At 62.9% G+C, this 26,460-nt stretch carries 28 protein-coding genes, 1 tRNA gene and 3 pseudogenes; 11 read left to right on the top strand and 21 right to left on the bottom strand.

Translation table 11 applies throughout. From position 1 onward, the window contains the following. Positions 1 to 131: 131 nt before the first annotated feature. The gene (locus AC4FS3_RS04445) at positions 132 to 1,070 is read right to left on the bottom strand and encodes a pirin family protein (RefSeq protein ID WP_491019566.1); all 939 of its coding nucleotides are present in this window, start codon (positions 1,068 to 1,070) and stop codon (positions 132 to 134) included. A 270-nt stretch (positions 1,071 to 1,340) separates the two neighbouring features. On the opposite strand from AC4FS3_RS04445, the gene AC4FS3_RS04440 reads away from it, so the two are divergent. Next, a tRNA-Val gene (locus AC4FS3_RS04440) sits at positions 1,341 to 1,416 on the top strand. 454 nt (positions 1,417 to 1,870) lie between these two features. Here AC4FS3_RS04440 and AC4FS3_RS04435 read toward each other — a convergent pair. The 13 genes and pseudogenes from AC4FS3_RS04435 to putA form a co-directional block, all read right to left on the bottom strand. After that, on the bottom strand, positions 1,871 to 2,020 hold the full coding sequence (locus AC4FS3_RS04435) for a hypothetical protein (RefSeq protein WP_491019565.1): 150 nt from the start codon (positions 2,018 to 2,020) through the stop codon (positions 1,871 to 1,873). Next, positions 2,001 to 3,008, bottom strand: a complete 1,008-nt coding sequence (locus AC4FS3_RS04430) for a glycoside hydrolase family 108 protein (RefSeq protein ID WP_491019564.1) — start codon at positions 3,006 to 3,008, stop codon at positions 2,001 to 2,003. The genes AC4FS3_RS04435 and AC4FS3_RS04430 overlap by 20 nt, the downstream gene beginning before the upstream one ends. Positions 3,009 to 3,083: 75 nt before the next feature. Next, positions 3,084 to 3,353: a hypothetical protein gene (locus tag AC4FS3_RS04425; protein WP_491019563.1), complete on the bottom strand. Its 270-nt coding sequence runs from the start codon at positions 3,351 to 3,353 to the stop codon at positions 3,084 to 3,086. 101 nt (positions 3,354 to 3,454) lie between these two features. Continuing rightward, complete coding sequence (locus AC4FS3_RS04420) at positions 3,455 to 4,279, bottom strand: hypothetical protein (protein WP_491019562.1); 825 nt, start codon at positions 4,277 to 4,279, stop codon at positions 3,455 to 3,457. Continuing rightward, positions 4,276 to 6,009: a hypothetical protein gene (locus AC4FS3_RS04415; RefSeq protein ID WP_491019561.1), complete on the bottom strand. Its 1,734-nt coding sequence runs from the start codon at positions 6,007 to 6,009 to the stop codon at positions 4,276 to 4,278. The genes AC4FS3_RS04420 and AC4FS3_RS04415 overlap by 4 nt, the downstream gene beginning before the upstream one ends. 36 nt (positions 6,010 to 6,045) lie before the next feature. Then, the gene (locus tag AC4FS3_RS04410) at positions 6,046 to 6,585 is read right to left on the bottom strand and encodes a lysozyme (protein WP_491019560.1); all 540 of its coding nucleotides are present in this window, start codon (positions 6,583 to 6,585) and stop codon (positions 6,046 to 6,048) included. Between the two features lie 230 nt (positions 6,586 to 6,815). Beyond that, on the bottom strand, positions 6,816 to 7,124 hold the full coding sequence (locus AC4FS3_RS04405; protein WP_491019559.1) for a hypothetical protein: 309 nt from the start codon (positions 7,122 to 7,124) through the stop codon (positions 6,816 to 6,818). Between the two features lie 96 nt (positions 7,125 to 7,220). Continuing rightward, on the bottom strand, positions 7,221 to 7,523 hold the full coding sequence (locus AC4FS3_RS04400; protein ID WP_491019558.1) for a hypothetical protein: 303 nt from the start codon (positions 7,521 to 7,523) through the stop codon (positions 7,221 to 7,223). 134 nt (positions 7,524 to 7,657) lie between these two features. Beyond that, complete coding sequence (locus AC4FS3_RS04395) at positions 7,658 to 8,020, bottom strand: hypothetical protein (protein WP_491019557.1); 363 nt, start codon at positions 8,018 to 8,020, stop codon at positions 7,658 to 7,660. Positions 8,021 to 8,085: 65 nt separating this feature from the next. Continuing rightward, on the bottom strand, positions 8,086 to 8,433 hold the full coding sequence (locus AC4FS3_RS04390; RefSeq protein WP_491019556.1) for a COG4315 family predicted lipoprotein: 348 nt from the start codon (positions 8,431 to 8,433) through the stop codon (positions 8,086 to 8,088). Positions 8,434 to 8,631: 198 nt separating this feature from the next. Further along, positions 8,632 to 8,907 carry a hypothetical protein gene (locus AC4FS3_RS04385; RefSeq protein WP_491019555.1) on the bottom strand — a complete coding sequence of 92 codons (276 nt, stop codon included), beginning with the start codon at positions 8,905 to 8,907 and terminating at the stop codon, positions 8,632 to 8,634. A gap of 181 nt (positions 8,908 to 9,088) precedes the next feature. After that, a pseudogene (locus AC4FS3_RS04380) lies at positions 9,089 to 9,797 on the bottom strand (transposase); the annotation flags it as partial. A 191-nt stretch (positions 9,798 to 9,988) separates the two neighbouring features. Then, a complete protein-coding gene (gene putA / locus AC4FS3_RS04375) occupies positions 9,989 to 13,429 on the bottom strand; it encodes a bifunctional proline dehydrogenase/L-glutamate gamma-semialdehyde dehydrogenase PutA (RefSeq protein ID WP_491019554.1) in 3,441 nt (1,146 codons plus the stop codon). Positions 13,430 to 13,532: 103 nt separating this feature from the next. On the opposite strand from putA, the gene AC4FS3_RS04370 reads away from it, so the two are divergent. Further along, positions 13,533 to 13,994 carry an Lrp/AsnC family transcriptional regulator gene (locus AC4FS3_RS04370; RefSeq protein WP_092896463.1) on the top strand — a complete coding sequence of 154 codons (462 nt, stop codon included), beginning with the start codon at positions 13,533 to 13,535 and terminating at the stop codon, positions 13,992 to 13,994. Between the two features lie 95 nt (positions 13,995 to 14,089). Beyond that, positions 14,090 to 14,803, top strand: coding sequence for a nuclear transport factor 2 family protein (locus AC4FS3_RS04365; RefSeq protein WP_491019553.1), 714 nt, complete (start codon positions 14,090 to 14,092; stop codon positions 14,801 to 14,803). Between the two features lie 35 nt (positions 14,804 to 14,838). Here AC4FS3_RS04365 and AC4FS3_RS04360 read toward each other — a convergent pair whose 3' ends face one another. From AC4FS3_RS04360 to AC4FS3_RS04350, 3 genes are all read right to left on the bottom strand, one after another. Next, a complete protein-coding gene (locus AC4FS3_RS04360) occupies positions 14,839 to 15,288 on the bottom strand; it encodes a GNAT family N-acetyltransferase (protein ID WP_491019552.1) in 450 nt (149 codons plus the stop codon). Further along, positions 15,278 to 17,188, bottom strand: coding sequence for a divergent polysaccharide deacetylase family protein (locus AC4FS3_RS04355; protein WP_491019551.1), 1,911 nt, complete (start codon positions 17,186 to 17,188; stop codon positions 15,278 to 15,280). Before AC4FS3_RS04355 ends, AC4FS3_RS04360 begins: the two co-directional genes overlap by 11 nt. A 299-nt stretch (positions 17,189 to 17,487) precedes the next feature. Then, the gene (locus AC4FS3_RS04350; RefSeq protein WP_283177473.1) at positions 17,488 to 17,817 is read right to left on the bottom strand and encodes a ribonuclease E inhibitor RraB; all 330 of its coding nucleotides are present in this window, start codon (positions 17,815 to 17,817) and stop codon (positions 17,488 to 17,490) included. An 84-nt stretch (positions 17,818 to 17,901) separates the two neighbouring features. Here AC4FS3_RS04350 and AC4FS3_RS04345 point away from each other — a divergent pair, with 84 nt between their 5' ends. Further along, positions 17,902 to 18,591, top strand: a complete 690-nt coding sequence (locus AC4FS3_RS04345) for a hypothetical protein (RefSeq protein ID WP_491019550.1) — start codon at positions 17,902 to 17,904, stop codon at positions 18,589 to 18,591. A gap of 91 nt (positions 18,592 to 18,682) precedes the next feature. Here AC4FS3_RS04345 and AC4FS3_RS04340 read toward each other — a convergent pair whose 3' ends face one another. Together AC4FS3_RS04340 and AC4FS3_RS04335 are read right to left on the bottom strand one after the other, a co-directional pair. Further along, the gene (locus AC4FS3_RS04340; protein WP_491019549.1) at positions 18,683 to 19,549 is read right to left on the bottom strand and encodes an inositol monophosphatase family protein; all 867 of its coding nucleotides are present in this window, start codon (positions 19,547 to 19,549) and stop codon (positions 18,683 to 18,685) included. A gap of 170 nt (positions 19,550 to 19,719) precedes the next feature. Beyond that, positions 19,720 to 20,076 (bottom strand): helix-turn-helix domain-containing protein, encoded by a 357-nt coding sequence (locus AC4FS3_RS04335; RefSeq protein ID WP_092896451.1) that lies wholly within the window; start codon positions 20,074 to 20,076, stop codon positions 19,720 to 19,722. A gap of 419 nt (positions 20,077 to 20,495) precedes the next feature. Here AC4FS3_RS04335 and AC4FS3_RS04330 point away from each other — a divergent pair, with 419 nt between their 5' ends. Continuing rightward, entirely contained in the window at positions 20,496 to 21,473 is a 978-nt protein-coding gene (locus AC4FS3_RS04330; protein ID WP_491019548.1) for an NADPH:quinone oxidoreductase family protein, read from the top strand. 11 nt (positions 21,474 to 21,484) lie between these two features. Here AC4FS3_RS04330 and AC4FS3_RS04325 read toward each other — a convergent pair whose 3' ends face one another. Continuing rightward, positions 21,485 to 22,348, bottom strand: coding sequence for a LysR family transcriptional regulator (locus AC4FS3_RS04325; RefSeq protein WP_491019547.1), 864 nt, complete (start codon positions 22,346 to 22,348; stop codon positions 21,485 to 21,487). Positions 22,349 to 22,475: 127 nt separating this feature from the next. Here AC4FS3_RS04325 and AC4FS3_RS04320 point away from each other — a divergent pair, with 127 nt between their 5' ends. The 5 genes and pseudogenes from AC4FS3_RS04320 to AC4FS3_RS04300 all read left to right on the top strand — a co-directional run bounded on the left by AC4FS3_RS04320 (position 22,476) and on the right by AC4FS3_RS04300 (position 25,976). After that, positions 22,476 to 22,697, top strand: a complete 222-nt coding sequence (locus tag AC4FS3_RS04320; protein ID WP_491019546.1) for a YjiS-like domain-containing protein — start codon at positions 22,476 to 22,478, stop codon at positions 22,695 to 22,697. Positions 22,698 to 22,938: 241 nt separating this feature from the next. Next, positions 22,939 to 23,715: a Bax inhibitor-1/YccA family protein gene (locus AC4FS3_RS04315; protein WP_491019545.1), complete on the top strand. Its 777-nt coding sequence runs from the start codon at positions 22,939 to 22,941 to the stop codon at positions 23,713 to 23,715. A 311-nt stretch (positions 23,716 to 24,026) separates the two neighbouring features. Then, positions 24,027 to 24,635 (top strand): hypothetical protein, encoded by a 609-nt coding sequence (locus tag AC4FS3_RS04310; RefSeq protein ID WP_491019544.1) that lies wholly within the window; start codon positions 24,027 to 24,029, stop codon positions 24,633 to 24,635. A gap of 60 nt (positions 24,636 to 24,695) precedes the next feature. Continuing rightward, positions 24,696 to 25,155, top strand: a pseudogene (locus AC4FS3_RS04305) (transposase); the annotation flags it as partial. Positions 25,156 to 25,394: 239 nt separating this feature from the next. Next, entirely contained in the window at positions 25,395 to 25,976 is a 582-nt protein-coding gene (locus tag AC4FS3_RS04300; RefSeq protein ID WP_491019543.1) for a hypothetical protein, read from the top strand. On the opposite strand, the pseudogene AC4FS3_RS04295 reads toward AC4FS3_RS04300, so the two are convergent. Further along, positions 25,954 to 26,041: pseudogene (locus tag AC4FS3_RS04295) on the bottom strand (ATP-binding protein); the annotation flags it as partial. The gene AC4FS3_RS04300 and the pseudogene AC4FS3_RS04295 sit on opposite strands and share 23 nt — an antisense overlap. 61 nt (positions 26,042 to 26,102) lie before the next feature. On the opposite strand from AC4FS3_RS04295, the gene AC4FS3_RS04290 reads away from it, so the two are divergent. Next, positions 26,103 to 26,372 carry a transposase gene (locus tag AC4FS3_RS04290; RefSeq protein ID WP_491019542.1) on the top strand — a complete coding sequence of 90 codons (270 nt, stop codon included), beginning with the start codon at positions 26,103 to 26,105 and terminating at the stop codon, positions 26,370 to 26,372. The last annotated feature ends 88 nt before the right edge of the window (positions 26,373 to 26,460 follow it).

Genomic DNA, 26,460 nt, shown 5'->3' with positions numbered 1-26,460 from the left:
GCGCTTTTGGTCTCTTGCTTCCCCGGCGAACCGGGTGTGGGGGCTAGATACCTGGGGTCGCCCCCCCCGTCAAGCGGCGGAATGAGGAAATTTCACCTTGTCCGCCAATACCTCGATTTTTCGTCAAAAAATCATTTTTCCGGCGCGGGAATGAACTCCTGGTCATCCTGCGGCGGCAGGCGGAAGCGGCCATGGGCCCAGTCCCCTGCCCGCCAGGCCTCTTTCGCGGCATCAATCCGGTCTTTCGACGAGGCGACAAAGTTCCACCAGATATAGCGTGGCCCATCCATCGTCGCGCCGCCCAGCAGCATGATCCGCGCGCCCTGATCGCCGGCTTTCACCGAGACCCGGTCGCCGGGACGGAACACCAGCATCCGTCCGGCCTCAAAGACCTGACCGCCTTGTTCGACCTCGCCGGTCAACACATAGACGCCACGATCCTCATGATCATCGGGCAGCGGAATTGACGCGCCCGGGGCCAGCACCGCATCGGCATAGAAGACCTCCGAAGGCATTTCGAGATCCATCCGCGCGCCCCAGGCATGACCAAGGATCAGACGCACCTGTTTGCCCTCGCCCTCCAGTTCTGGCAGCCGCGACTTTTCGACATGGATAAAGTCTGCGGGATCATCCTCGCGGGCCTTCGGCACGGCAAGCCAGGTCTGGAGGCCAAACATCGTCAGGGGCGCGCGCCGCGCCGCGCCATCGGTGCGTTCGGAATGGGTGATGCCATGGCCCGCCATCATCCAGTTCACCGCGCCCGGCTCAATCCACTGATCGGTGCCGAGGCTGTCGCGGTGATGGAGACGCCCCTTCATCAGATAGGTCACGGTCCCAAGCCCGATATGGGGATGCGGACGCACATCGATCCCCTCCCCGGTCAGGAATTCGGCAGGGCCCATCTGATCAAAGAAGATGAAAGGCCCCACCATCTGACGCTGGGCCGAGGGCAACGCCCGGCGCACGTCGAAACCGCCAAGGTCACGCGCCCGCGGAACAATGACGGTCTCGATGGAATCAACCTGATTGCCGACAGGGATCGAAGGGTCGAGGGCGGGGTTCCAGCTCATGGCTTGCCTCCTGGGATCTGGCGCGGGGTCTGGCGCGTCTGTGAAGGGCCTGCACGACCTGCGCTGTCTTTGCGCCGGCCCATGCGGTCCCGGTCTGAAGACTAGTCGCCTTTTCGCAGCATTTCACCCTTTGCATCCTGCGGCATGACTGTTCAAAACCGCACAATAAACGGCCAGACCCGCATCCTGAGTGACCATCCGAACAACCACCCCGCCTGTTGCGTAAATCCCTTGCGTCCAGGCCGTGTCCGGGTTAGGTCCCGGCGAGGCGGGCGGTTAGCTCAGTTGGTAGAGCGCTTCGTTTACACCGAAGATGTCGGGGGTTCGAGTCCCTCACCGCCCACCATAAAATCAGTAACTCAAGCGATTTTTGCGAAGTGCCCGCTGGTTCACTGAACCTATCGCCCGATTCTTGCAAAGCAATAGCCCCCCGGCCTCCCGATGGGCTGCAATACGGATGCCAGCGGTGATCAATCCGCTCAGAACCGGGGCAGACAGTGCGCGCAGCCATTGCATAATGAGAACGTACAGGGAACAATGGCAATCCCATCCCCCGAGTCGCTCATGTTCCGCGCTGTCACTCTCCTGCCTGACACCATCCATCTGACCTGTGACCGGTGCGGCCGATCAGGCCGATACAGCCGCGCGCGCTATGTCGCGCTGGCCGGCACCGAGGACGCACCGTCTGCGCTGCTGGAGTTTGCCCGGGCCGCCGGGTGCGAGGTCGCCCTTAGGCAGCACGAATGGGAATGGAGCGACCGCTGCCAGATTGTATACGATCTGCCTGCACAAACGCAGGATCAGGCCTGACACCCCGCATCGATCAGCGCGATCAGCCGGGCGCCGCTCATCACCGCCCGGTCATCCGGTGAGGCCGCCAGGGCCGCCGCATGATCAGCCCGCGCTTGCCGCGATCCATCGCAGAGCGCATCACCGCTGGTTGGCGTCACGCTCGCGCAGCCAGCGGCGAGCAGCGTCAGGGTCATTGCCGAGATCAGGCGCATCATTCATTCCTTTCCGGGTGTTCGCATAGGCCTCTGCGGCCTCCAGCGCGGTCTGCTGTTTCGCGCTCGCCCTGCCCCGCAGCCAGACCGCCAGCAGGACCAGCAGCACGGCGACGGGCTTCCAGAGCCAGCGAGCGGCGAACTGGATCACTTCCGCCCCCACAGCCAGACGACAGCGCCATTCAGAACGCCAGCTGATGCCAGCGCAACCGCGATCTGCTCGAGATCGAGCGTAAGCTTGCCCGTCGCGTGATCGAGTTCGCCAAATCCCATCGAGGCAGCCATTGCGGCGAGGGTATAGATTGCCATGCGAATAAAGAGGGCCATGCCAGGCTCCTTTGCGAAAGATGGATTGGAAGAATGCCAGAATGGACGCGAGCCATCCGGGCACAGAGGGTGGCGAGCTGGGGGTCGACACCCCTGCCGCGGCCATTGCCAGCGCAGCTGCCTCGATCGCGGCAACCCGCCGCCCCCAGCCCCTGCCGAAGGTCGCCCAGGTGCTGAGCGTCTGGAGCCAGCGCAGCCGGTCCTGACATGCCGTGCGGATCACCTTCTGCCGGTCGGCATGAGCATTCGCCGCAGCAATCGTCCTCGGCCCGATCTGGCCATCTGCGGAAATCCCGAGCGCCGATTGCAGCCAGCGGGCGCCACGGCCCGGCCCGGAATTGACCGCGGCGTCAAATGCCACCAGATCCAGCCCGGCCGGCAGATCGTCACCGCGAATCCTGTCCCAATAGCCGCCGCGGTAGATCATGCGCAGATCGGCGTCAGAGATCGCCCGGAGCTGCGCCTTTGTCGCGCCAGGCTGGTATTTCCGGAAGGTGGCAAGCGTCACACCTTTCATGGTCGCGCCGCCCGGGTCTTTCGGGTGATCGGCCCAGCCGCCCTCGTGCTTCAGCACCTCGGAGAGACACCTCTCGAAGTTATCGCGCATCTGCGCCTCCATGGACATGAAAAGGCCCGGCACAATGACCGGGCGGGATTGCGATGTGGTGAGGTCAGCGGGCGCTTATGTCTTCTCGCGCAACTCGGTATAGATCCGGTCGAGCGTGAGCTTCATCCCGTTCAATGCCTCTTCGATCCGTGCGAGGTGGATCGCCTGGGCCTGCTGAGCGTGTTCGAATGCCGTCAGTCTGGCCTCATGGCGATCAAGGCGCCGCCCCTGCTCCTGACTGCGAAGGTCGATTTTCCGCGCCCACCAGATAACCGCGAATATTGCCAGTATTTGGGGCCATCCAGATCTGACGACTGCGATTACGTCCTGTGTGGTTTCGTTCATTGCGCCTCCTGCGCGTCAGAGATTTGCTGCGATCAGGGCCGCCCATATAGCGGCCCCTCCGAGGATCGACGGGACCAGCCACCAGCAGGGGTCAGGCTGGATCACACCGCCAACCTGGCTGTGTTCGCCTCGATCTCGGCCTCACACCACAGCGTCATGTCGTGCCCGACCGCAACTTTCAGAACGTGCTGTCGGTGGATGCAGCCGGCCCAACCCCTGCCAAAACCACCCGCAGAGGTCCGGAACAGTGCCGGATATGCCCCTGCGGCATAGGATATCGGGTGGGAAAGCGGATAAGCTCCGGCACCGGACGCGACCTCAATTCCATTGACCCAAAGCGATACCTTACTCACAGCAGCCGAGACTCGTTCGACATGGATCGCGATCAGGTGCGGAATACCGAGAGTAAGGGCCGAAGGGGGTATTTCCAACGCCGCCGCAAGGCCAAGCCCGACCAAACCGATGCCGCCGGTGGCGCGGGTGATAAGCGCCCATTGACGCGAAGCCACATCCGCCGATCCGACGAAGCCGGCAACCGTATTGCTGGCCCCAACGACCTCATCCTGCGTCAGCCAAAACGCCATGACAAAACTTGGCTCTGCCCCGAGGTTGATGAGATTGTATTGCACAGACGGCAGTAACAGCGCGTTCTGCCCGGCTGCGGTCTTTGACAGCCCCTTTTGCGCGCGAACGTCTGTGAAGGCGGCGCTGTCAGACTGCACAGACGCAAGCGATGCCAAGGACAGCAGGTTTGCCACGGTCGCGCTGATGGCCAGTGTATCCACGGTCAGGGCCGCGAAGTCGAAGATCGCGGTATAACCAAACCACGTTTCGCCATGCGGGTCAGGCTGATCTGCCGACAGAAGGCCGAGGGCAGTTGCCTCTGCAATCGTGGAGGCGCTGTAGAGAATAGCTACGGTGGTCATGCTACAAGCTCCGGGAGGTCAAAAATGAGGTTGCGGTCACGGATGGTGCGATAGACCTCGCGCGCCATCATCTGTTTGGCGGGTGTGTTGGGGTGGACGCTGGAGTCGGACCTGAACGACACCGGCAGCATTCGGTCAGCCATCGCTGCGAGGTCAGCCGAGGTGACTTCGCTGATCAGCCCCAGAGCCAGCGCTTCATAGGGGGCGCGAGTGACCATATAGTCGCAGATGTCCAGTCGAGTTTCCGGGAATGCGAGCCGGTGCAGCAGGTCGTAAGCCTCGATGTTGGCGCGGCCTTCGGTGCCCGTGCTGGACGAAAAGCCGGGCCAAAAATTGAGCGTGATGACGGATTTGATGCGAGGCGACCTGCTCGCGATTATACGTCCAATATTGTCGATGGTCCGGTAGCGCGCGGCCTCAGTGGTGCGATCATCATTGGTGCCGCCAGCGACGATTGACACCCGGTCGAGGTAGAGACCTGCTGTGTCGAGCACGATGTATGAGCCGGGCGGGTCGGTGATTTCTGAACCCGCAGTCGTACGGGTGAATATGTAATTGAACGGGTTCGATATAGCAGCGCCCGTATCAGGATTGTAGCGCGGGCCGAAACTCCCCTGCACCAGAGCCAGCCCGACCGGCGAATAAATCGTGCCATTGCGCGTCGAGGTAGACCCGGAGCTGTTGCGGTTGAAATCAATGTCGGTGGTCACTGCCACGCCGCCGCTTGCGGGCACAACGCCGCCGCCGGAAACGGTGACACGCGCATTCCGGCCACCGCACCGAGCAGCCATCATATTTGTGTCCTGCGACGCAACGCCAGAATTGATCACGGTCGTGCCAAGCAGATCACCCAGGTATTTAGGCCAGTTGTCGCCCGACCCGGTTGGACCAGCGGTGATGCTGTCACCGATTGCATGCCCAAGGATCGAGCTGGTCAAGCCAGCTGCAACCGGATCGAAGGGCGATCTATTGGGCATCATCGCAAACAGCCGAGATGCGACGCGGGGGTGGGGCAGAAAGTCAAACCGGCCACGGGCGTCACGGGAAAACAACGCGGCACGGTTGCCACTGACAATGTAGGATACAGCACCACCGTCCCCGACCGACCAAAGTCGGGGAAGTGCCGAGACCAGATTGCTGGGCACCGCGCCAATCGCGGCAAAGCCTGCGAGCATAGATTTGCGATTGAGCCTGGCAAAGAAGCCGCCCTTGCCACCATGGCCGGCGAGCATTGCCTTCTTCCCATCCGCCCCCTGCGCAGAGATGACGGTCGTCAGTGCACCGCCAGTCAGTGGAGTGGTGAAGCTGGGAAGATCCGCCTTCCCCGCCAGCGGGTTCTCCCCGGTGTCGGCCCATGCACTGCCCGACCAGCGATGTACCGTCCCAGCCTCGCCGGCCTCCCGCACGAAGGCAGTGTTTCCGACAGCTGCGGCCGGGTGAGCCGCGACCAGCTGCGCCAGAGTGTCGAAGTTGCCGAAGGTGGTGATGATCAGGCCGGTGGCTGCATCCACGGCTGCCTGCGCCTGTGCGGCATATCCTGCGGCTGCGGTCTGGGAGGTCGCGGCAGACGCGGCAAACCCGGCTTCGGCTGACACATTGGGGGCGATCTGTTCATTTGCGTTGGCGGCAGCGGTAACAGCCGCAGCCTGCGCATCATCCCGTGCGCCTTCGATCTCTTCCAGATAGCCCGGCGCGGTGTAGCCAGAGAGGGATTCGGCGATCTCCTCCACCCTGGCCACCCCCGGAACCTCGCCGTAGGGCATGGGTCAGACTCCTCTGTTGAGAGATTGAAGGCAAAGCTTCTGTTCCGCGGCCCGGCGGTTGGTCAGGCCGCGCACCACCACGCCGCCCGCCTTGTTCCAGAGCGGCAGCTGATTGCAGGCGGCTTGCCAATCACCGGCATTGGCGCGCTTTGCGAGGGTGGACCTGCAAGCCACGCCGGCGCCTACATTGTAGGTCCAGCTGGTCAGCGCGACCTGGACGCCCTGCGGCTGCTGTGACAGCGTCGGAACGCATTTCGCCAGCTGGGCATAATATCCAGCCAGCGAGGCGCTGAGCATATCGAGGCATTGCTGCGGGGTGTAGCGGTCGCCCTGCTTCACGCCCTTGGTCTCGCCATAACAGACGGTCCAGACAGCCGGGCTGGCGATGCGGTCAAGATAGGCCTCTGTCCGCTCACCCTCCCAGGGTGCGACGAACACTGCGGCTGCGGCCAGCACCGCGGCAAGGCCGGTGCCAGAGGATTTCGGGCGCGCACAGAAAAGCGCACCGATCCGGGCCAGAAGCCCGGTCAGGAACTGGATCATGTATATCTCCAATTAGAAAAGCCCGCCGGAATGGCGGGCCTGCATGTGGGGAATTTTGTGCGCTGATGAAACTCGCTAAAAGGCTACCTGTTCAGCGCCCTACCTAATGCGGGTTTGATGCCCTACTCAAAAACCACGTCGAGGAGCACAGTTTTTCTGCGGCGCATGGCCACTTTCTCCAGCCAGTTCAGCCAGTCAGACAGCGCAAGCCTGGCACTTGGGTCCAAAGCTTAAGCGGTCTGGAAAATTGTGTCGGCAGCGGCATCTCTTTCCGATTTGGCATTTTCAAGTGCAAGTCTGGCCTTGGACATTCTGGCGCCACCGTCGAACAGCACGCCAAGAACGTCGCTCTCGGCCTCAATCACTTTCGAGCAACTTTGCAAGAAAGAGCAGACAGCTTCCGTAGCCTTCTCGGGTGGTCTAGGCAATTCAAACCCAGTTCGTTTTGGCTGGTAGCCAGCCGTCGCGGATCGTCGTAACTCTCGTGTATAACTATCAAGCAGCCGAAGTTGCGGCCTGTCATACTTCATGCGGGTCATATGCGGATGTCTCAAGTGACTCTGTTGCACATAGACTGTCCGGCGCAAGAAGCTTTTGGCAAGTCTTTCCGCCCAGCTGCATATGACCTGACACTATCACCCCCGCCCCCGATCCCTGATCACCTGCGTGTCGGTATAGATCTTATGCAGCCGCTCATCCTGCTCATGCAGCTGCTTCAGCACCTTGGCATGCCCGGCGTCCCAGTTCTTCGCCAGCTGGCGGACCTCGGCCAGGACATAGGCGGTCTGATCGACCGGCGGCGGGGCGGACCCGACCTCGACCGGGGATTTCTTTGATCCCTTGATCCACGCGACCAGCGCGCCGACAAGGAAGGCGATGGCAGCACCGATGACGATGCCAAGCTGTTCGGGGTCAGTATTTGGGGGCAGCAGCGGCATCGGCAGAGGACCTGTAGGCAGCGAGGATGTCAGCACAGGCCAGAAGCAGATAGGTCATGGCCCCGGTGGAAAGCACATGGGCAGCCGCGCAATCAGATCGCGGAAAAGCTGCGATTGGCAATCACGGCGCGCCATCAGCGATTAGCCCAAATCGTTAAGTATACCGGCTGCCCGCCAGCCGAGAACGGCTCGGCTTTCACGATGATGGCGGCTTCTTCGCCGGTGGTGATCAAAACACCGTTCTGCGGGATCAGAACTTTCGGGACCGCGATCATGAATTCGAAATCTGTAACTGCCAAGGTTTCGCCCAACCGATACTTGCCCGAGCCTGCTCCAAACTGCGGGACCGTTTCTGAACTGGTGGTCTCGGGAGCATCTATCCAGGGCTTCGCCGGGTCTGGAGTGCCGGGCGTGCTGCGCGTCAGGGTCAGCGTGCTGCCGACCTCGCTCATGTCTGCCCGCACGTCCGCGTCAATAGCGTTCCAGTTCTCGGCCATGCCACCGCGCCAAAAGCAAATGGCCCCGCTAACTGCGAGGCCACCTTACGCCATTTCCTGATCGTTTATTCCTTGATGGCGTGCCAGGCGCCACCCTTGCCATCGCCCATTACATCGCCGGCCTTGGTATCTTCGATGTAAAGGTAAGTCGGTTTTCCGTCGTAGGCCCACTGCTGGGTGCCGTCGGTTCGCTCAACGAGCGTCCAGCCTTCACCCTTATCTTCGCCGGCCTGGCCAAGGTAAGGTGGCCAGTTTTTGGCGCAGTCGTCGTAGCAGGAGGATTTCCCACCCTCGTCCTTGTCGAAGGTGTAAAGCGTCATCTTCGCGTCGTTGGTCATCACCGTCTGGGCGAATGCAGGTGCGCCAAGTGCGGACGCAAAGATCAAAGGCAGCCAGATTTGAGAGGTTTTCAACGTCTTTACTCCGGAGCAGGTTGCATCGAAGCTCACATTCGTCGGATCTGCGGAACCGTTGCTCCATACGGAGGCTCAGGCTGCCGACCAGGGGATGTTACACCTGCGCCAGGAGCAGACAAATCACCTTTCCCTGATCACTGAACCGAAGCGGCCATATTACGCCCAGATCTACGAGGCTTCCGCGACATACGGCACTTATACCCTCGCCAGCCAGACCGTGCTGCCAACTTCGGGGCCGAGAAGCCCGGCGAGCAGCCCCTCGATGATCAATGATCGCGGCCACAAGCCATGGGCAGCACTCGCGCCGCCCAGCCGCTCCCACGACAGTTTGCCAGCCTGCACCAGTATCTTGTCTGTCAAAGGATTGGAGACCACAGACAGGCTGCCCGGTTTGACGGCCTCCAGCAGTGCGGCCTCGGCAATGGCGAACTTTACCTGAGCCGGGGCAGCGTCGCTTGGCCATTGTGTCAACCAGCGGGCGTTCTAGCGGGCCGCGAGGTAGCGCTGCCCCCGCATGATCGCCTGAGCCTGTAAGGCCCCATCGGTCGGCCAGCCGGTCGCGCCGGCTGCCTGCAGGTATGCTGTGACCTCAGCTGGCGTCGTTGCAGGACCAGTGAAGCTGAGTATATCAGTCTGCCACAAATACGATCTTTGCCAGAGCTATCGGTACCAGCAGATCGCGGTCATGACCCTGATTGGTGACATCATGCGCGACGATCAGATGCGTTTCGGTATCGACGGCAGTCTGGACATTGTAGCCGGCCATGTCACTGTTGCGGGCGCGGGTCGCCATAGCGCGAGCATCGGGATCGGTCAGGGAGTTCTGTCCTTCCGACGCAGCGGCCAGCGCCAGATCCATGGCTTGCAGATGCTGGATGTGTTGCCGGACGCGGCTTTAACGCCTGGCCAGATGCGAGGCCTTATCGGCCCGGACATCTCCTTCCTCCTGCCGATCAACGCGGACAATCTCGGCGATGTAGCGCTCGACGTCCGCCTCCACATGGGCGATGCGGTTCGCGATCTTGTCCTTGGTGAAGTTTCGGTCACGGGAGTTTACCGCCCGAAATCTGCTGCCGTCGATCGCTACGCATTTGCCCTTCAGCACACCGATGCGGCGGCACAGTTCGACAAACTGGGCCAGCTGCGGCGGATGCCGGGCCCATTGTCGCGGCGCAAGTCAGCAATAGTCTTGTGATCGGGAGCGAGGCGGCCCGTCAGGCAAATCAGTTCGACATTCCGTCCCGCCTCCCGTTCCAACCTGCGGCTCGACGGAATGCGGTGCAAATAGCAGGAGATGAACAGCTTGAGCATAACAGCAGGATGATAGCCGGGGCGCGGCCCGTGCGTGCCGCTGCCGAGCGAACGAAATCCGAGCAGAACAACGCCCCCCGGACTTCACCGCCTGAAAGCCTTCACCCATTTAGCGGGCGAAAGCCCCCATGTTCGGCGCGATAAGAGCGAAGGTAATGAAAACCGCAAGCGCGTTAGGGCTGTTGGCACGGATCGCAAACCTGGGCGAGCCTTGCCGGGGCCCGCCCATCAGGTCGGGTCGCTATGCCTCCGCCACCTCGGAGAGCAGTTTGGCATTGCCGCCCGATGCCGTGGTATCGATGCAGACATGGCGTTCGAGCGTGACATGGGCGCGGTCGGGCGCGCCGGTGATCAGCGGCAGGATTGCGCCTTTGCGGGCGGACAGGGCGAGGGCGCGGCTGCGAGCCCCGGCCTCTTCGCCCCAGAACAGCGCGCCGCTGAAGCCTTGCAGCCTGGTCAGCGCCTCAGGGTCAAGACCATCGGCTGCAACCGCCACGCCGCCGAGTGCAGTGACCGCATTGGCCTGAGCCGCCACCGCCGCAGCCCCTGGCCCGAGGCACAGGACCGGCGGGCGGGCGAAATGACCAAGCCGGTTCGATTCTCCGGTCGGGCCGGGCAGGTCGAGCGGCTCTGGCGCTGCGACCTGGCCTGCCCCGGCCAGAGCTGCGGCGACCACGGCCTCGCTGGTGACCGCGCCGGCGGCCCCTTGCAGCGGCGCCGCCTGGCGGGCGAAGCGGGTCAGGTAATCCGGCCCGCCGGCCTTTGGCCCGGTGCCCGAAAGCCCCTCGCCACCAAAGGGCTGACTGCCCACCACCGCGCCGATCTGGTTGCGGTTGACATAGATATTGCCGGAATGGATGCGCTCGACGAAATGCTGTACGCGGTCATCGATGCGGGTGTGAAGGCCGAAGGTCAGACCATAGCCGGTGGCGTTGATCTCATTGATAACTTTGTCGATTTCACCGGCCCGGAACGTCGCGACATGCAGGACGGGGCCGAAAATCTCGCGCTCCATCGCAGCGATCCCCTGCACGCGGATCACCGCAGGCGGCGCGAATGTCCCCTGCCCCGGCACCGCGCGTTCCTTGATCAGCCGCCCCTCGATCCGCGCCTGATCGATATGTGCGCGGATGGTTGCAAGCGCCTCGGCATCAATCACCGGCCCGACATCGGTGGTCAGAAGACCCGGATTGCCGATCGACAGCTCATCCATCGCGCCTTCCAGCATCTCGAGGATCGGGGCCGCGATGTCTTCCTGCACGTAAAGGCAGCGCAGGGCCGAGCAGCGCTGTCCCGCCGACTGGAAGGACGAGGCCACGATATCGCGCACCGCCTGTTCCGGCAGCGCGGTGGAATCGACCACCATCGCGTTCATCCCGCCGGTTTCGGCGATCAGCGGCGCGCCGGGGGCGAGGTTTTCAGCCATCGCGCGGCGGATCAGCAGCGCCACTTCGGTCGAGCCGGTGAAGGCGACCCCATCCACCCGCGGATCAGAGGTGAGCAAGGCGCCCACATCGCCCTCGCCCGGCAAAAGCTGCAGCGCGGTGACCGGCACCCCGGCCTGATGCAAAAGATCGACCGCGAGCGCGGCGATCAGCGGCGTCTGTTCCGCCGGTTTCGCCAGCACCGCATTGCCAGCCGCGAGCGCCGCCGCGATCTGGCCCGAAAAGATCGCCAGCGGGAAATTCCACGGGCTGATACAGGTGAAGCGACCTCGGGCGGGGGCGGTCAGGGCCTCGGCGCCATTCGCGTAGTATCGCAGGAAATCAACCGCTTCGCGCAGTTCGCCGACCATATCCGGGGCGTTTTTGCCGGCCTCACGCGTAAGCAGCGCGAAGATCTGGCCGAAATTCGCCTCATAGGCGTCGGCTGCGCGGCGTAGGACGGTGGCGCGGGTGGCGGCATCGGCGGCCCAGGGCGCGGCCAGCCGCAAGGCGGTATCAACATCGGCGCGGGAGGCGGCGAGGACATGGCCCACCACCTCTCCCGTCGCGGGGTTCACCACATCCGTGCGCAAAGCCCCGGCGGCGCGGCCCGCGATGATCGGCCCGGCGCTGTAAGTCCGGGTCAGATGCGGCTGCATCGCGGCCTCGATCTCGCGCAGATCGGCGCGCGAGGTCAGGTCAAAGCCTTTCGAATTGACCCGGCCCGGGAAGATCTGCGGCGCCGGCGGCACAGCCGGGTTCTCGACCGGCGAGACGCTTTCCATATAGGCCAGCGGGCAGGCGGCGACCTGTTCCGGGGTCACATCCTCATCGACGATCTGGTTCACAAAGGACGAATTCGCCCCGTTTTCCAGCAGACGCCGCACGAGATAGGCGAGGAGATCGCGATGCGCGCCGACCGGCGCATAGATGCGGCAGCGGGTATTCTGATCGGCATGGACGATCTCATGCAGCCTTTCGCCCATGCCATGCAGGCGCTGGAATTCATATTGTTCGGGTTTCACGCCCGCCGCAGATGCCATGTCGAGCACCGCCGCCACGGTATGCGCGTTATGTCCCGCGAATTGCGGATAGATACGGTCGGTCATGCCCAAAAGCTTTTGCGCATTGGCGATATAGGACACATCCGTCGCCTGTTTGCGGGTAAAGACCGGGAAACTGTCCAGCCCCATCACCTGGGCGCGTTTGATCTCGAAATCCCAATAGGCGCCCTTCACCAGGCGCACCATGATGCGGCGGTTCAGACGCGTCGCCAGATCGTAAAGCACATCGATCGCCGCTCCGCAGCGCCGACCGTAAGCCTGCACAACCACGCCAAAGCCGTCCCATCCCGCCAGCGACGGGTCTTCCAGCGTGGCCGCAATCACCTTCAGCGACAGATCGAGCCTGTCCGCCTCCTCTGCATCGACATTCAGTCCGATGCCCGCAGATTTCGCGAGCCCAGCCAAAGCCCGCAGCCTCGGCACGAGTTCCTCCATCACGCGCGCCTCATGGGCTACTTCATAACGCGGATGGATTGCGGAAAGCTTAACGGAAACGCCAGGATTGGCGCCGATATCGCGGCCTTTCACCGCCCCGGCAATCGCAGTGATCGCGCGGGTATAGGCGAGGTGATAGCTGCGGGCATCCGCTTCGGTCTTCGCGCCTTCGCCCAGCATATCATAGGAATAGGTATAGCCCTTCCCTTCCAGCTCCGTCGCGCGTTTCATCGCCTTTTCAATAGTTTCGCCCAGCACGAACTGGCGGCCCATCTCTTTCATCGCCCGCGTGGTGGCCGAGCGGATCACAGGCTCGCCCAGCCGCCGGATCGCGCCGCGCAGGCTGCCGGCAATGCCCGGGCCACGCTCGTCCAGCACTTTGCCGGTCAGCATCAAAGCCCAGGTCGAGGCATTGACCAGCGAAGATGCCGAATGGCCCAGATGCCTGCCCCAGTCCGAGGGCGCGATCTTGTCTTCGATCAGTGCGTCCATGGTCGGCGCATCCGGCACCCGCAAGAGCGCCTCGGCCAGACACATCAGCGCAATGCCCTCATCGGTCGAGAGCCCGTATTCGGCGAGGAACACCTCCATCAGCCCTGGCTTAGCGCCCGAGCGAATGCGGCGCACGAGATCGGCGCCCGCCGCCGCGATCCGGTCGCGATCGGCCTGATCCAAACCGCTTTGCGCGATCAGAGCCCGCACCAGTTCCCCCTCGGGGGCAAGACTTCCATCAGCGACCAGATCAAGCGAATTTGTCATGCAGACCTCCTGCGTTTTGACTATGATACACCTGATCTGCCAGTCAGTATTCCCGATCTTTCCGCAAACGCTGGCCATTATGGCCAGAAAAGGTTGATTTTATATGCCAAATCCCCTTGTTGATCTTGATCGATTTGATCATGCGATTCTGCGCATTCTGGCCGTCGAGGGCCGGGTTTCAGCGGTGGAGCTTGCGCGCCGGGTCGGTCTGTCGAAAAGCCCTGTCCAGGCGCGGATGAAACGGCTTGAAGAAGACGGGGTGATCGCGGGATATCGCGCCATTCTCGACCCGGTGAAAATGGGCCTGGCGCATGTGGCCTTTGTCGAAGTGCGGCTGGCCGATACCCGCGAGGCGGCGCTCCAGGCCTTCAACCGCGCCGTTCTGACCGTGCCCGAGGTCGAGCAATGCCATATGATCGCCAGCCGCTTTGACTACCTCCTGAAGGTGCGCACCGCCGATATCGCCGATTACCGCCGGGTGCTGGCGGAACGGATCTCGGCGCTGCCACATGTGGCGCAGACCTCGACCTATGTCGCGATGGAGGCGGTGAAAGAGGCGCTTTAACGCCAGACCGGTCCGGATGGTCAGGCCAGACGGCCAACAGCCTTGCCGCAGGCAACCGGCCTGCGCCAGCATCGGTCAGCAACCCGGAGGTCACCATGTCTGAACACCCGCCCGCACCTGAGCCTCAGGCCCCGAAACCCCAGGCCTCACCCCCCCAAGCCGAGCCCGTCACCCATATCGATGACGAGCGTTTTCGCGTCACCGAATGGCGTTTCGCGCCGGGGGCCGAGACCGGCTGGCACCGCCATGGCCATGATTATGTGATCGTGCCGCTGACGGATGGCGTGCTGGGTCTTGACCTTGCCGGTGGCGGCCGGACGGAGGCGGCGCTGACCCAGGGCCTGCCCTATTCGCGACGGGTCGGGGTCGAACACAATGTGACCAATGCCGGCACCGCGCCGCTGTCTTTCCTCGAGGTCGAGGTGGTTGATGATGCCCGGGATGAGGCACGCCTCGCGACTATGGCGCGGCTGATGGACTGTTTCAATGCGCGCGATCTTGACGGGCTGATGGGCTGCATGTCCGCCGATCCTGCCTTTCACGGCGCTGCGGGGTCCGAGGCCGCAGGTGTGATCCATCAGGGTCAGGCGGCGGTACGGGCGGCTTATGCGGCGCTGTTCGCGGACTTTCCTGATGCCGCCTGGCTTGGGGGCGCGCATCACATCACCGGCGAGACCGGGCTGTCGACCTGGCGTTTTCGCGGCACTTCGGCGACTGGGGCCAGCGTCGATGTGCGAAGCTGCGATATTTTCAGCTTTGACGGCGCGCTGATCGCGGTGAAAGACAGTTACCGCAAGGCGCGCAGCTGAGCAGCGCCTGGCAGCGGGTGACGCAGCGTGACGCCTCAGCCGCGCTGCTTTGTCAGCCGCAGATCGCCGTCCCCCACCGGCGTAGCGCCGCCCCAGCCAAGGCGGCGATAAAAGCCCTCGGCCCGGCTGCCGGCCGCCGTTTCCAGCCAGATTTCCGCGTGTTCGGCGAAAAGCGCGGCTTCTGCGGCCCTGGTCAGCGCGCGTCCGATGCCCCTGCCCTCGGCCTCCGGCACCACAAAGGCGGCAAAGAGGCAGCCTTCCTCGCGGTCGATCATCGAAAAGCCAAGAAGCGTGCCGGCCTCTTCCGCCACCCAGGCGGTGCCGGGCGCCTCAACCAGCTCTGCCACCGTCTCGCGCGTGATGCCGAGCGCGGCCAGTTCCGCCTCGCTCAGCGCGTTTTCCCGCACCGCAAGACGGACGCGGAAGATATCAGGCACATCGGCGCGCAGCGCCGGGCGGATCACCACCATCCGCTCAGTCGACATCCAGCATTGCCGTAACAGGCGCCAGTTCGACACTGGCGGCGCGGCCCTCAACGGCCCATTCCAGAAGCGCGGTCACCGTCGCCGCATGGCTGGCCCGGCCAAAGACCGTGACGCCGCCATCCTGCGCCGCCTTGAAAGCGGCGCGGTCGAGATAGCGGCGGATCACCGGCGCCTCCTCGCCCTCGGCATCAAGGTCGCGGAAGATCACGGCTGCCGGAACATCTTCGCGCTTTGCCACCTGGTCGGCGGCGTTGAGGCCGATATTCCAGGTGATGAGCCCGCGCCCCTGTGCGGCGATTTCGGGCACGACCAGGCTGGCCAGCGGGCGGTCGGCCTGAAAGCTGCGCCCCGGCGCGTCCATTGTCGCCACCGCTTCGGGCAATACCTGCGCCATGGCACTAAAGGCCACCGCGACATCGCTTGCCACAGCGCCCTTGGGCAGGCCGGACGCGACCATGATCACCTCCTGGCCGGCGGCGCGGTAAAGCGCGGCGATCTCACTGGCATTGGGCAATTGCGGGTCAATCGCGAAACTGACCGCAAAAGGCAGTTCGGCAAGGGCGGCGCGATCCAGCTCCGGCGAGCCGTCATCGAGCAGGATCACCGCGAAACGCGGCTTGTTGGCGGGGTTTGCAAAGTCGCGCGCAAAAAGGATACGCGGCGCGTCAGAGCCGATTGCGGTGCTTTCCGCCGCCGCCTCTTCCGGCGTTTCGCCGATCCGCGGCAGACGGGTGCTGCCATCACCGGTCTCGCGGCTGATCGTGCCATTGCCGGGCAATGACGATTTATCGTCCAGAGTAAGCATTTTAACCGCCGCCGGGTCCGATGCCGCGCCGGTCTCTGGCCCACCACTGTCGGGAGAAAGATCCGCAGTATCCGCTGCAGGCTCGCGATCCGCCGGCAGGTCTTCGACGGCGGCCTGCCCATCCCCCGCAGCATCTGCCAGAGCGGTATCGGCTGTGGCCTCTGCCGGTGTCGGTGTCTGTGCCGGTGTCGGAACGTCTTCCAGGATCACAAAGCCATCGCCGGCCACAGGAGCGCTTTTGGCCGGCTCTGAGCCTTGCGGCAACGGATCGGCCGCCATCTGCGCCAGCATCCGCTCTTCCTCGACCGTAAGCGGCGGTGGTTCGGGCGCTGATGCGAGCGCCGGCGCGCTGTCCTCGGCAGGACCGGCCGGGCGCGATACGGTTGTTCCGGCGGCGGTGACCCCGGTTTCGCCATCCGCGAGACCGTCTTGCGGCAGAGCCGGCGTTTCCGGCAGCCCCGCCAGCTCAGCCGGCGGCGTCGCGACAGTGTCGGGACCCTCCGTTACCCCTGCGACCAGCGGCGCGGCCTCGGGCGCGGCGGGGGCCTCTGGCACAGCGTCGCTGGCAGCATCGGCAAGATCCGCCGGCTGATCGGGCACGAGACCCGGAGCCCTGTCACCCGCATCAAGCGCAGCCTCCAGCGCCGCAGCGAGTGCCGGGTCTGAAGAATGCTCCAGAGCCAGTTCGGGAAGGTCGATCAGGTTCGGCGCCGCGGCGAAGTCAGGATCCGCCTTATCCTCGGGTACGCTCGGCTTTGCGGTCTCTGTCTCCTCCGGAGCGCCTGGCGCATCAAGGGACGGTGCTGTCGGGGTCCCGGCCACAGCAGGATCGGCCACAGGATCGACCACGGGGTCAACCACGGGGTCAACCACCGGATCGACCGCTGCGGCAGTCTCGCCAGCAGTCTCTGTTGTCAGGGCTTTGGCGTCAGGAGCAAGGCGGGCGTCAGCGTCTTCGATTCCGACCTCGGTCCGCAGTGTGCCGGCGCTGCGGTTTTGCGGAAACGGCCCGGAAAGCGACACCGACACCAGCGCAAGTACGCCTGTCCCGACCAGACCACCCAGCCCCGCTCCAAGAAGGAATCTGCCGAACACTTGTTTCTCCCTGCCGCTCAACCGCTCCACCCCCTCACGCCGGACATTTATGCAGAACCGTCTGCTGTCCCTTATGCTGGCCTCTCATCCGGCCCGTTACGGCCGCCCGGATCCCTGCCAGGCCCGGACAGCTTTACCGGACCCGCATCCGGATAAGACTATCCAACTGATTGCATCTTTATAGCCCGCGCATCAGCGTGCTTCATCCATTTTCAGCATCTGTGAGTGAAAAGCCGCTGCGTCGCCTGGCGCGAAGGGGCCTATTGGCGCCACTGAACACCACCGGCACCATCACCGCCTCAGATATCGAGTTCCCAGCCATCGGGATAGAAATCAAAGCGGATCGCGATCTTCGTCGCCGCCTCTTCGTATTTCCAGATTTCCTCGGCACTGATCGGGATCGGCCCAATCGAGGCGATCAGCTCTTCGCTTTCCTCACCCTCTGCATCAGGGCGGCTGACGCGGTAGCCCGCCGCCTCGAGCGCGCGGGAAATGCCCGACCAGTCAGCCTGTTCCAGCTCGGGAAAAAAGGCGAAATCCACCACGGCACGGGCCGGCAGTTTCACCCCTTTCGACTCGCGGAAGGTGTCAAAGGTCTCACGGCGCTGGAAAGAGAAATCATGGCTCATGACGCCAGTGATAGCCGAGCCGGGCCGCCGGCTCAATCGCCCGAATGCAGGCGGGGGAAAACGCGCCGTGAGAGGCAGGTCCCCGTGCCACGCGGCGGCAAAATCGCGCGCATCGGGGCAAAGAAGTCCAGGAATGGCCGCATCCGCGCCGCCGCCTCGCCGGCTCTCTGCCCGGTCTTCGACATGCCGATCTTTATACTTGACCGCAAAGCGATGGCCGGATCACATCCATCACATCGCCGTGAACCGCCGGCAGGGCCGCATGTCGCCTGGCCGCCGGACAGTCAGTATCGGAGCCTTGATTTGCGTGCCCTTTCCATACTTTCCGCCATTGCCATTCTGGTCAGCCTTTTCCTGTCCTGGACCGGCCCTGCCCTTCCGATCCCTGCGGTCACGCCCTGGGATCTGATCAGCGCGCTGAAACCCGATGTCGAGGCGCTGCGCAGTTTTATCGCCAGCTCGCCCGGGGAACTGGTGGCCTTCCTTGCGACCTTTGTGCTGGCGGCGGTGTTTCTGGTGCTTGTTCTGTTCAACCTGCCATCGCGTCTGATCGGCCTGCTGGGCGGGGGCCTTGGTGTGGGCCTTACCGGCTGGATGGTGTGGAAGATCAGTAAGGGCGCCTCAGACCTGCCGGTGCCGGCCAATCTCGATATCGGCAAGGCCAATGACATCGTCCGGGCCGTAACCGACCTTGCCGGGCCAGGCGCCTGGGCCTGGTTTGCCGGCTCGGCCTTGTTGCTGCTCGCCGCGCTGATCGGCTGGGACCGGAGGTAATCCAGCGCGAAATCACCAGCCAGATCATCTGAACCAGAAAGGGCGGCGCCTGCAGGCACCACCCTTTGTCATGCGGGACGGTGATACCAGGTCAGGCGGTCGCGTTCAGAAGCTCCAGCGCCGCCGCATGGATCCCGGGATTGGCCGCCGCCAGAACCCGCCCGCCCTGCGCGCAGTCGCCCCCGTCCCAGGAGGTCACAACCCCCCCCGCCGCCCGGATCACCGCCATCGGTGCCTGGATGTCATAGGCCTGCAGACCCGCCTCAATCACAAGATCGATCTGCCCCGCCGCCAGCAAAGCATAGGCGTAGCAATCCATGCCATAGCGGACCAGCTTTGCCTTTTGCGACACGCGGCGGAAAGCGGCATATTCCGCTTCGCTGCCGATCTCGGGGAAGGTGCTATAAAGAAAAGCCTCCTCCAGACCCCGCTCCGGGCGTGTGGCGAGCGGATGCGTGCCACGCGGCCCGGCGACGCGGGAGAGACCGAAGCCGCCCTCGAAACGCTCACCGATATGGGGCTGGTCGATGATGCCGTAAACCGGGCCGGTCTCGTCGCGCAGAGAGATCAGCACACCCCAGGTCGGGCTGCCGGTCAGAAAGCCACGGGTGCCGTCGATCGGGTCGAGAACCCAGGTCAGGCCCGAAGTGCCGGGGGTGGTGCCGAATTCTTCGCCAAGGATCGCATCCTGCGGCCGCTGCTGCGCGAGGATCTCGCGCATCCGCTGCTCTGAGAGGCGGTCCCCCATGGTGACCGGATCAAAGCGCGCAGTCTCTTTGTTGTCGGCTGCAAGGCCGGGGCGGCGGAAATAGTCCAGCGTCGCCACCCGCGCCGCATCGGCAAGCGCATGGGCGGTGGCGATCAGCGCGTTGATCTCGGTCAGCGGCAGCGCAGCGGCAAGGCCCGAGGGCGGGCGGCGCAGCGTGCTGTCGGAAAGCGTCAGGGAATCAGATGTCATCGTCTCACCTTACATGTCCCTCCGGCGCTAACCGCCCCGGGTCATGAGGTCAAGAAACCCCGGTGGCCAGGATGGGGGCTGCTACGCCCACACCCCGGCCCACCCCGTCACCCGAAAATAACGGGCTGGCCTGTCGGGGCCAATAACGCGGGAAATTTCGCGTCAGGCGATCAGGCGGCGGAAAGAACCCGGGCGAGATCAAAGAGACGACGTCGCTGCGCCTCGGGGATAGAATAATAGGAGCGCACCAGTTCCAGTGCCTCTTTATCCGCCATCATATCACCCTGCCCGGAATGAGCCTCGACACCCTCGGCCAGGCCTTCGAAGAAGAAGGCAATCTGAACCCCCAGAGCATCGGCAATATCCCAGAGCCGCGACGCGCTGACCCGGTTCATGCCGGTTTCATATTTCTGAATTTGCTGGAATTTGATGCCAACCTTATCGGCCAGCTGTTGCTGAGTCATCCCCACCATCCAGCGACGATGACGAATACGTTTGCCCACATGGGCGTCAACAGGGTGCTTCATTCTCAACTCCGTACGACTTCTACCAGGAACTAAACCGCAAGAGAGCCTTTAGGACGGGCTCCTCCCATAAAGATACAAGCATATTTCGTGCCATTTGCACAGCCGCACCGAGATTTTTCAGCACCATCCGACGATTGACCATAAAACAGGCTGGTTTTGGCCAGATGAATTTTCCGGCCGCGCAGTTTATTCCGGATGCTCTAGGCAACTTCACCTATAGATGCTTTGCACGGGCAACCACTCGCCCATTACGATATTTACATTATGCGTCTCAAAATGAGAATATCTTTCAAATTGCACACATCTCTGCCAGAGGCACCGGCGGACCTGCGCGACATATGTGAGAAAACCATTTGCTTTCTGTCAGTTGTGCAGGAAGTCTGCGCCCGGGACTGGAGGGGATCAGGCAGATGACGCGGATGAAAGCATGGCAAACGCTGGCCGCTGGGGCGCCGATGCAACTTTGCGAGGTGGATATTCCCATCCCCGGCCCGGGCGAGGCTCTGGTCCAGGTTGCAGCGGCAGGGCTGAATTTTGCCGATCTGCTGATGAACCAGGGGCGGTATCAGGTGCGCCATTCACTGCCGGTGACCGGCGGGCTGGAGCTTTCCGGCAGCCTGGTCGCTATCGGGCCCGGAACCGCTGGAACCGGCGGGCCCGCGACCGGCGCGCGGGTGGCGGCGCTGGTGTCAAAGGGCGGATTTGCGGAATATGCGGTCGTGCCGGCGGCGGCGCTGGTCGAACTGCCCGAGGGCATGGATTTCGCCACGGCCGCCGGGTTCCAGATCGCCTGGGGCACCTCGCATCTGGCGCTCGCGGGCAAGGCCATGCTGCGGGAAGGTGAGACGCTGTTTGTCACCGGCGCTGCGGGCGGGGTCGGCCTGACGGCGGTCGCGATCGGGCATCTCCTCGGCGCGCGGGTGATTGCCTCGGTCCGGGGCGCAGAGAAAGCAGCCATCGCCCGCGCCGCCGGCGCCGATGAGGTGATCGACAGCGACGCGCCCGACCTGAAGGACCGGCTGCGCGCGCTTGGCGGCATCGACGTGACCTATGACACGGTGGGAGGAGCGGGATTTGACGCCGCGATGCGGGCGACAAGGCCGGGAGGGCGGATGCTCGCCATTGGTTTCGCCGGCGGCGAGGTGCCGCATGTGCCGCTCAACCAGTTGCTCGTGCGCAATATTACGGTGATCGGCTTCTGGTATGGCGGTTATTCCGATTTCGCCCCCGGCGAGCTTGCGGCGAGCCTGCGCCAGCTCTTCGCCTGGTGGCAGGAGGGGCGCATTCACCCGCTGATCTCGCAACAGCTGCCCTTCACGCAACTGGAAGCAGGGCTGGAGACCATCCGCAACCGCCAGGCGACCGGCAAGCTGGTTCTGCTGACCACCCCCGGCTGAGGCGACCGCCCCTACCCGCCATAGGCGCAGCGCAATTCGGACAGAAGCGCCGCCGCCACCTCGCCCCCGGCATCGCCGCGCATCGTGTCGAGCGCATAGAGCCCGATCTTCGTCCGCCCCAGGGCGGGCAGCGCATTCTCGCCGCCGATCGGCTGGGTCGCTTCCGGCAGGCCATCTGCGATGCGCACCGTCACCGCAAGATCCGCCGCGACCGAGGCATCCACCACCTGGTCGCTTTCGCCATCAACCGCCAGCTCCCAGGGGATCCCGGCCTGGTCCAGCGCGGTCATCGCCAGCGACCGGAAGATACAGCTTTGCTTGAAGCCAAGCCGCAGCGGCCGGCGCTGCCAGGCGGTACCATCAATCGCCCCGATCCATTGCAACTGCCGCAATGACAGCACCTCGGCGCCGGCATCGGGCTGGTCTTCGGTGGTCACGATCACATCGAATTTGCCGCGTGCGAAATCCTCTTTCAGGTGCAGCGTGAACGAGGACACCAGGTTGATCCGCATCAGCGGCCAGCTTTGCCCAAGCCGCTTCAGGATCTGGGGGATCGCCGGATAAACAATGTCATAGGGCACCCCCAGCCGGATCTCGCCCTGGTATTTCGCGCCCCCCAGCCGCGACAGCGCCTCGTCATTGATCTCAAGGAGGCGCCGGCCATAAGAGACCAGCATCTCTCCCTCGGGCGAAAGCACCAGTTTGCGCGCCGCCCGCAGGAACAAAGGCAGCCCAAGCGCCTCTTCAAGCCGCTTGATCTGCATCGAAACCGCCGATTGCGTCAGATTGAGAAATCCCGCAGCCCGCGTCACACCGCCGACATCGGCCACGGTGACGAAGGAACGGAGCGCTGTCATGTCGAGGTTGCGCGGCATATCACAAATCCTGATGAATAACCCAACAATCATTCATTTCCATTATGGAAGGTTTTCGGCGAGACATCAATATGCCTGATGCAACCACAGCTCCGCATCACAGAATCAGATCATAAGGACTCCGGTGATGTCTGACCTCAGCCTGGCTTTTCTCTCGCGCCTGCCCCGCAAAAACGCGCGGCCCGGGTTCTGGCGCCGGATCGCGCTCGCCTATGCCCTCCGGCGCCACCGCCGGCAGCTCGCGAGGCTGGACAGCCGGCTTTTGCGCGATATCGGCCTGAGCCGCCGCGAGGCCGAAGCCGAGGCTGCCCGCCCCTTCTGGGATGCGCCGGGCCATTGGTATCGCTGAAGGTATCGCTGCGGGCTTCGCGGGGTCTCACGGCATCATCCCGCTCCCTGCGCCTGCCCGACCCCGGTGCCGATGCGGGCCCCTATCCGGACAGGAGACAACAAATCGCAACAGATGACATGATTTTTAACCCACACGCGGGCAGAAATCCTTGAAATCACGCCGATCCTTTCCGATATTCGGGCAGTGAGGTGCGCCGGACTCCCCGGCGTTGCCCTTAGGGACAACATCGGAGGCTTAAATGGCTCAATATGAAACGGTCCGCGGTGTAGGCGTTGGCGCCCGCGCTCAGATCGATGAAGGGCTTCGCGCCCATATGAACAAGGTCTACGGGCTGATGTCCGTGGCGATGCTGATCACGGCTGCTGTGGCCTGGGGGATTTCGGGTCTGACCACGACCACCGATCCGTCGGTGGCTGTGGCTGAGATCCGTAACGGCACTTATCTGACACAGTTCGGCTACACCCTCTTCGCCTCGCCGCTGAAATGGGTGATCATGTTCCTGCCGCTGGTGATGGTTTTCGCCTTTGGCGCGCTGGTCAACCGTCTCTCGGTCGCGTCGGCCCAGCTGTTCTTCTACGTCTATGCGGCGGCCATGGGCCTGTCGCTGTCCTGGATTTTCATCGTCTTCACCGGCGGATCGATCGCTTCGACCTTCCTCGTGACCTCGATCTCCTTCCTGGCGCTGTCGCTTTATGGCTATCTGACCAAGCGCGATCTGTCGGGCATGGGCACCTTCCTGATGATGGGCCTCGTTGGCCTGATCGTCGCGATGGTCGTGAACATGTTCCTGCAATCGGAAGGTCTTGCTTTCGCGATCCCGGTGATCGGCGTGCTGATTTTCGCCGGCCTGACCGCCTATGACACGCAGAACATCAAGAACACCTATATCCAGCACGCAGTGACCGGTGATCAGGAATGGCTCGGCAAGGCCGCCATCATGGGCGCGCTGAGCCTCTATCTCGACTTCATCAATCTCTTCATGTTCCTGCTGCAATTTATGGGTAACAGAGAGTAAAATTTTTCCGAGATCACACTCGGCACAGGAGGCCCCGCCAGCGCAAGTTGGCGGGGCCTTTTTTTTTAGCTTGCGCGCCTTCGTTGGAGGAAAGACCACAGCATATCCGCCCTGGGCCACCGGGGAACAAAGCAATGGATGGGCTGGCCTTCTCCACTGCAGCCATCAAACAGTGAAGGTGGAGAAGGCCAGCCCACTTGCCCCATCGCCCACAAGAAAAGTGTAGGCGTATGGCCTGCAACATGCTTACCCTATTCACATCTCGATACACGAATGCACGCAGGCTTGTCTCCGGCTCATGGATGATATCGATGCTGAACTACCGTCTCCTTCACACCCCCGCTCCTAACGCGTCATACGCCCCGCAATACCTGTTGCTCGACCGGGAGCACGGATCAGTTTGCATCATCGGCACTCTCTATGCCGCGCATCTCGCGCGGTCCGGTCGCAGCCGAAACACTATCCACGGTGAACTCCTGGGACTGGCAAAGCTGCTCACCTGGAACGACGAGAATGAGGAGTCCATGACCACCTCCCTGTCGCACGGAGCACCACCAACGTTAGCGCAGGCTTACAGTTTAAACTATTGGCTCAGGCGCAAAGGCGGCATTGGCTTTGAAGGTGCACCACCGACACAGGCGCGGACACTGAATGCATCAATGAGTAGCATATACCGGTGCATCCGCTGGGCACTTGTTGTGGGGAACGCCCACCGACCTGAGGAAATGCGTTCGGCACTCCATTCTTTCGATGTAGTATTGTCGCAGGTCGGAAAAATTACAGTGGGAGCAATTTCGACCGCACCTGACCTGACAGACGCAGAGATTCAGTCGATCGAAACATACCTTCTGCGTGAGAGCCGCAATCCCGATAAGCCCGCAGCTCTTCGCGACTACCTAATGTGGCGCATGGTCATCTGACCTGCCACGGGATTTTTCCTCCATCTGCGACTAGAGTCCGGCCCATTGAAAGGACGGACGATGAAGAAGGCACGACTGACGGAAGAGCAGATTATCGGCATCCTGCAGGAGCACGAGGCTGGGGCGAAGTGCGCTGACCTGTGTCGCAAGCACGGGATGTCGGAAGGCACGTTCTATGCATGGAAGGCGAAGTATTCCGGGATGACGGTGTCTGAGGCCAAGCGGCTGAAGGTGCTGGAGGACGAGAACGCCAAGCTCAAGAGGCTGCTGGCCGAGCAAATGCTCGACATGGCGGCGATGAAGGAACTGCTGGAAAAAAATGGTGACGCCCGCCGTGAAGCGCGAGGCTGTCGCGCATCTGAAGGCCCATGTCGGGCTGTCGGAACGGCGGGCGTGCGAGATTGCTGGGGCGGATCGCAAGATGGTTCGCTACCAGTCTCAGCGTGCGCCTGACACGGCCCTGCGCGGTCGGCTGCGGGATCTGGCCAATGAGCGACGCAGGTTTGGCTACCGGCGGCTCACCACCGCCCGCGCGGAGGATCCCTTCACTTCGATCTAAGATCTTTGCCGGCGGGCGGAGGTTCCGGTGGCAAGCCTCACCCGGATCGCCGAGACTGACGGGTTCCGCCCCGCCTTCGGCCTCGCCCATCGCAAGGGGCTCTGGGCGATCACCGGCCTGGCCTAGACGGAGCTTCCCTTCCTCCCCACAGCGGCCAATCCCGACAGTGCCCCGCGTTAGGTCATCGAGCCCCCGCCGTCATGCTGCGCCCGATGGCGGCAGGCCGCGAGGTGGTCGAGTATTACAGCCATACCGGCCTGTCGCTGCGTCGCCATCAGGTTGCCTTACTGCGCGAAGCCCTCACCCGGCGCCAGATCGTCACCTACCCTGAAGCTGGAACGACGTTGTGGCGTCAACACTTGGGCATCCAGAAAAGGGCAAGAGAGGCCGGATCGGAAGTTGATGAGGTCTGGCTCGACTACGACCGCTTCAAGTTAGATGTGGCAATGATTGAAGGTGAAGGCCGCCTTACCCGATTTGATGAGAGCAAGCCGTGGGGGCCATCCAATGTTTGCCGCATGGATCATGCTGCTATAGTTGAGCGAACACACGCAAACGCGACCACTGTCGGCCAGAAGGAATTTCCCTCCATCGCAAGAGCGCTCGAGCACTTTGGAACCCCTCACAACGTCTATAATGCGCGCATCAAGGCAGGATGGAGCGAATACCGCGCGATGACAGAGCCGCTCGGCAAGAATGCCAAGAAGCCATTCATCTTCGATGGCCGTGAATACGAAAGCCAGGCGGACTGTGCCCGGATAGTCACGCTGGTGCGCTCGTAGAGTTTGCTCTGCAGATGGAACAGAAGCGCCCCGCCCGAGGCGCTGAAGGGCAGATAGCCAAGTTCTGTATTGACCCAGTGAAACTCTGCTCATGTTACAAGGGAAAATGTGGCAATGAGTGTGACCATGGACGACAGCATCAAGCGCTGGACGGCGAAGCGTAAAACCGCGCTGGTGATCGAGATCATTCAGAGCAAGACCACGGTGGCCGAGGCCAGCCGGTCCTTCGACCTCTCGCCTTCTGAGATCGAGGGGTGGGTCGATGACGCGAAGCGGGGGATGAAGAATTCCCTGCGGGCGAACCCGCTCGACATCCGCGAACAATATGAGAAGCAGCGGAAGGACCTGCAGGAGGCCTATGGCGAGGCCCTGCTGGATGCGGCGGACGACAAATGATCCAGAGGCATTGGAATGCCCCCACTGAGTGGTCCGGTTTGAATGTTAGTGCATTGTCGGCCTGTGGTCCATTTGCACGAAGGTCTCT

This window comes from Pseudogemmobacter sp. TB195, from assembly GCF_058313095.1.
The sequence above is the reverse complement of the archived record's forward strand: the minus strand, read 5'-3'. Positions and strand labels throughout refer to the sequence as shown.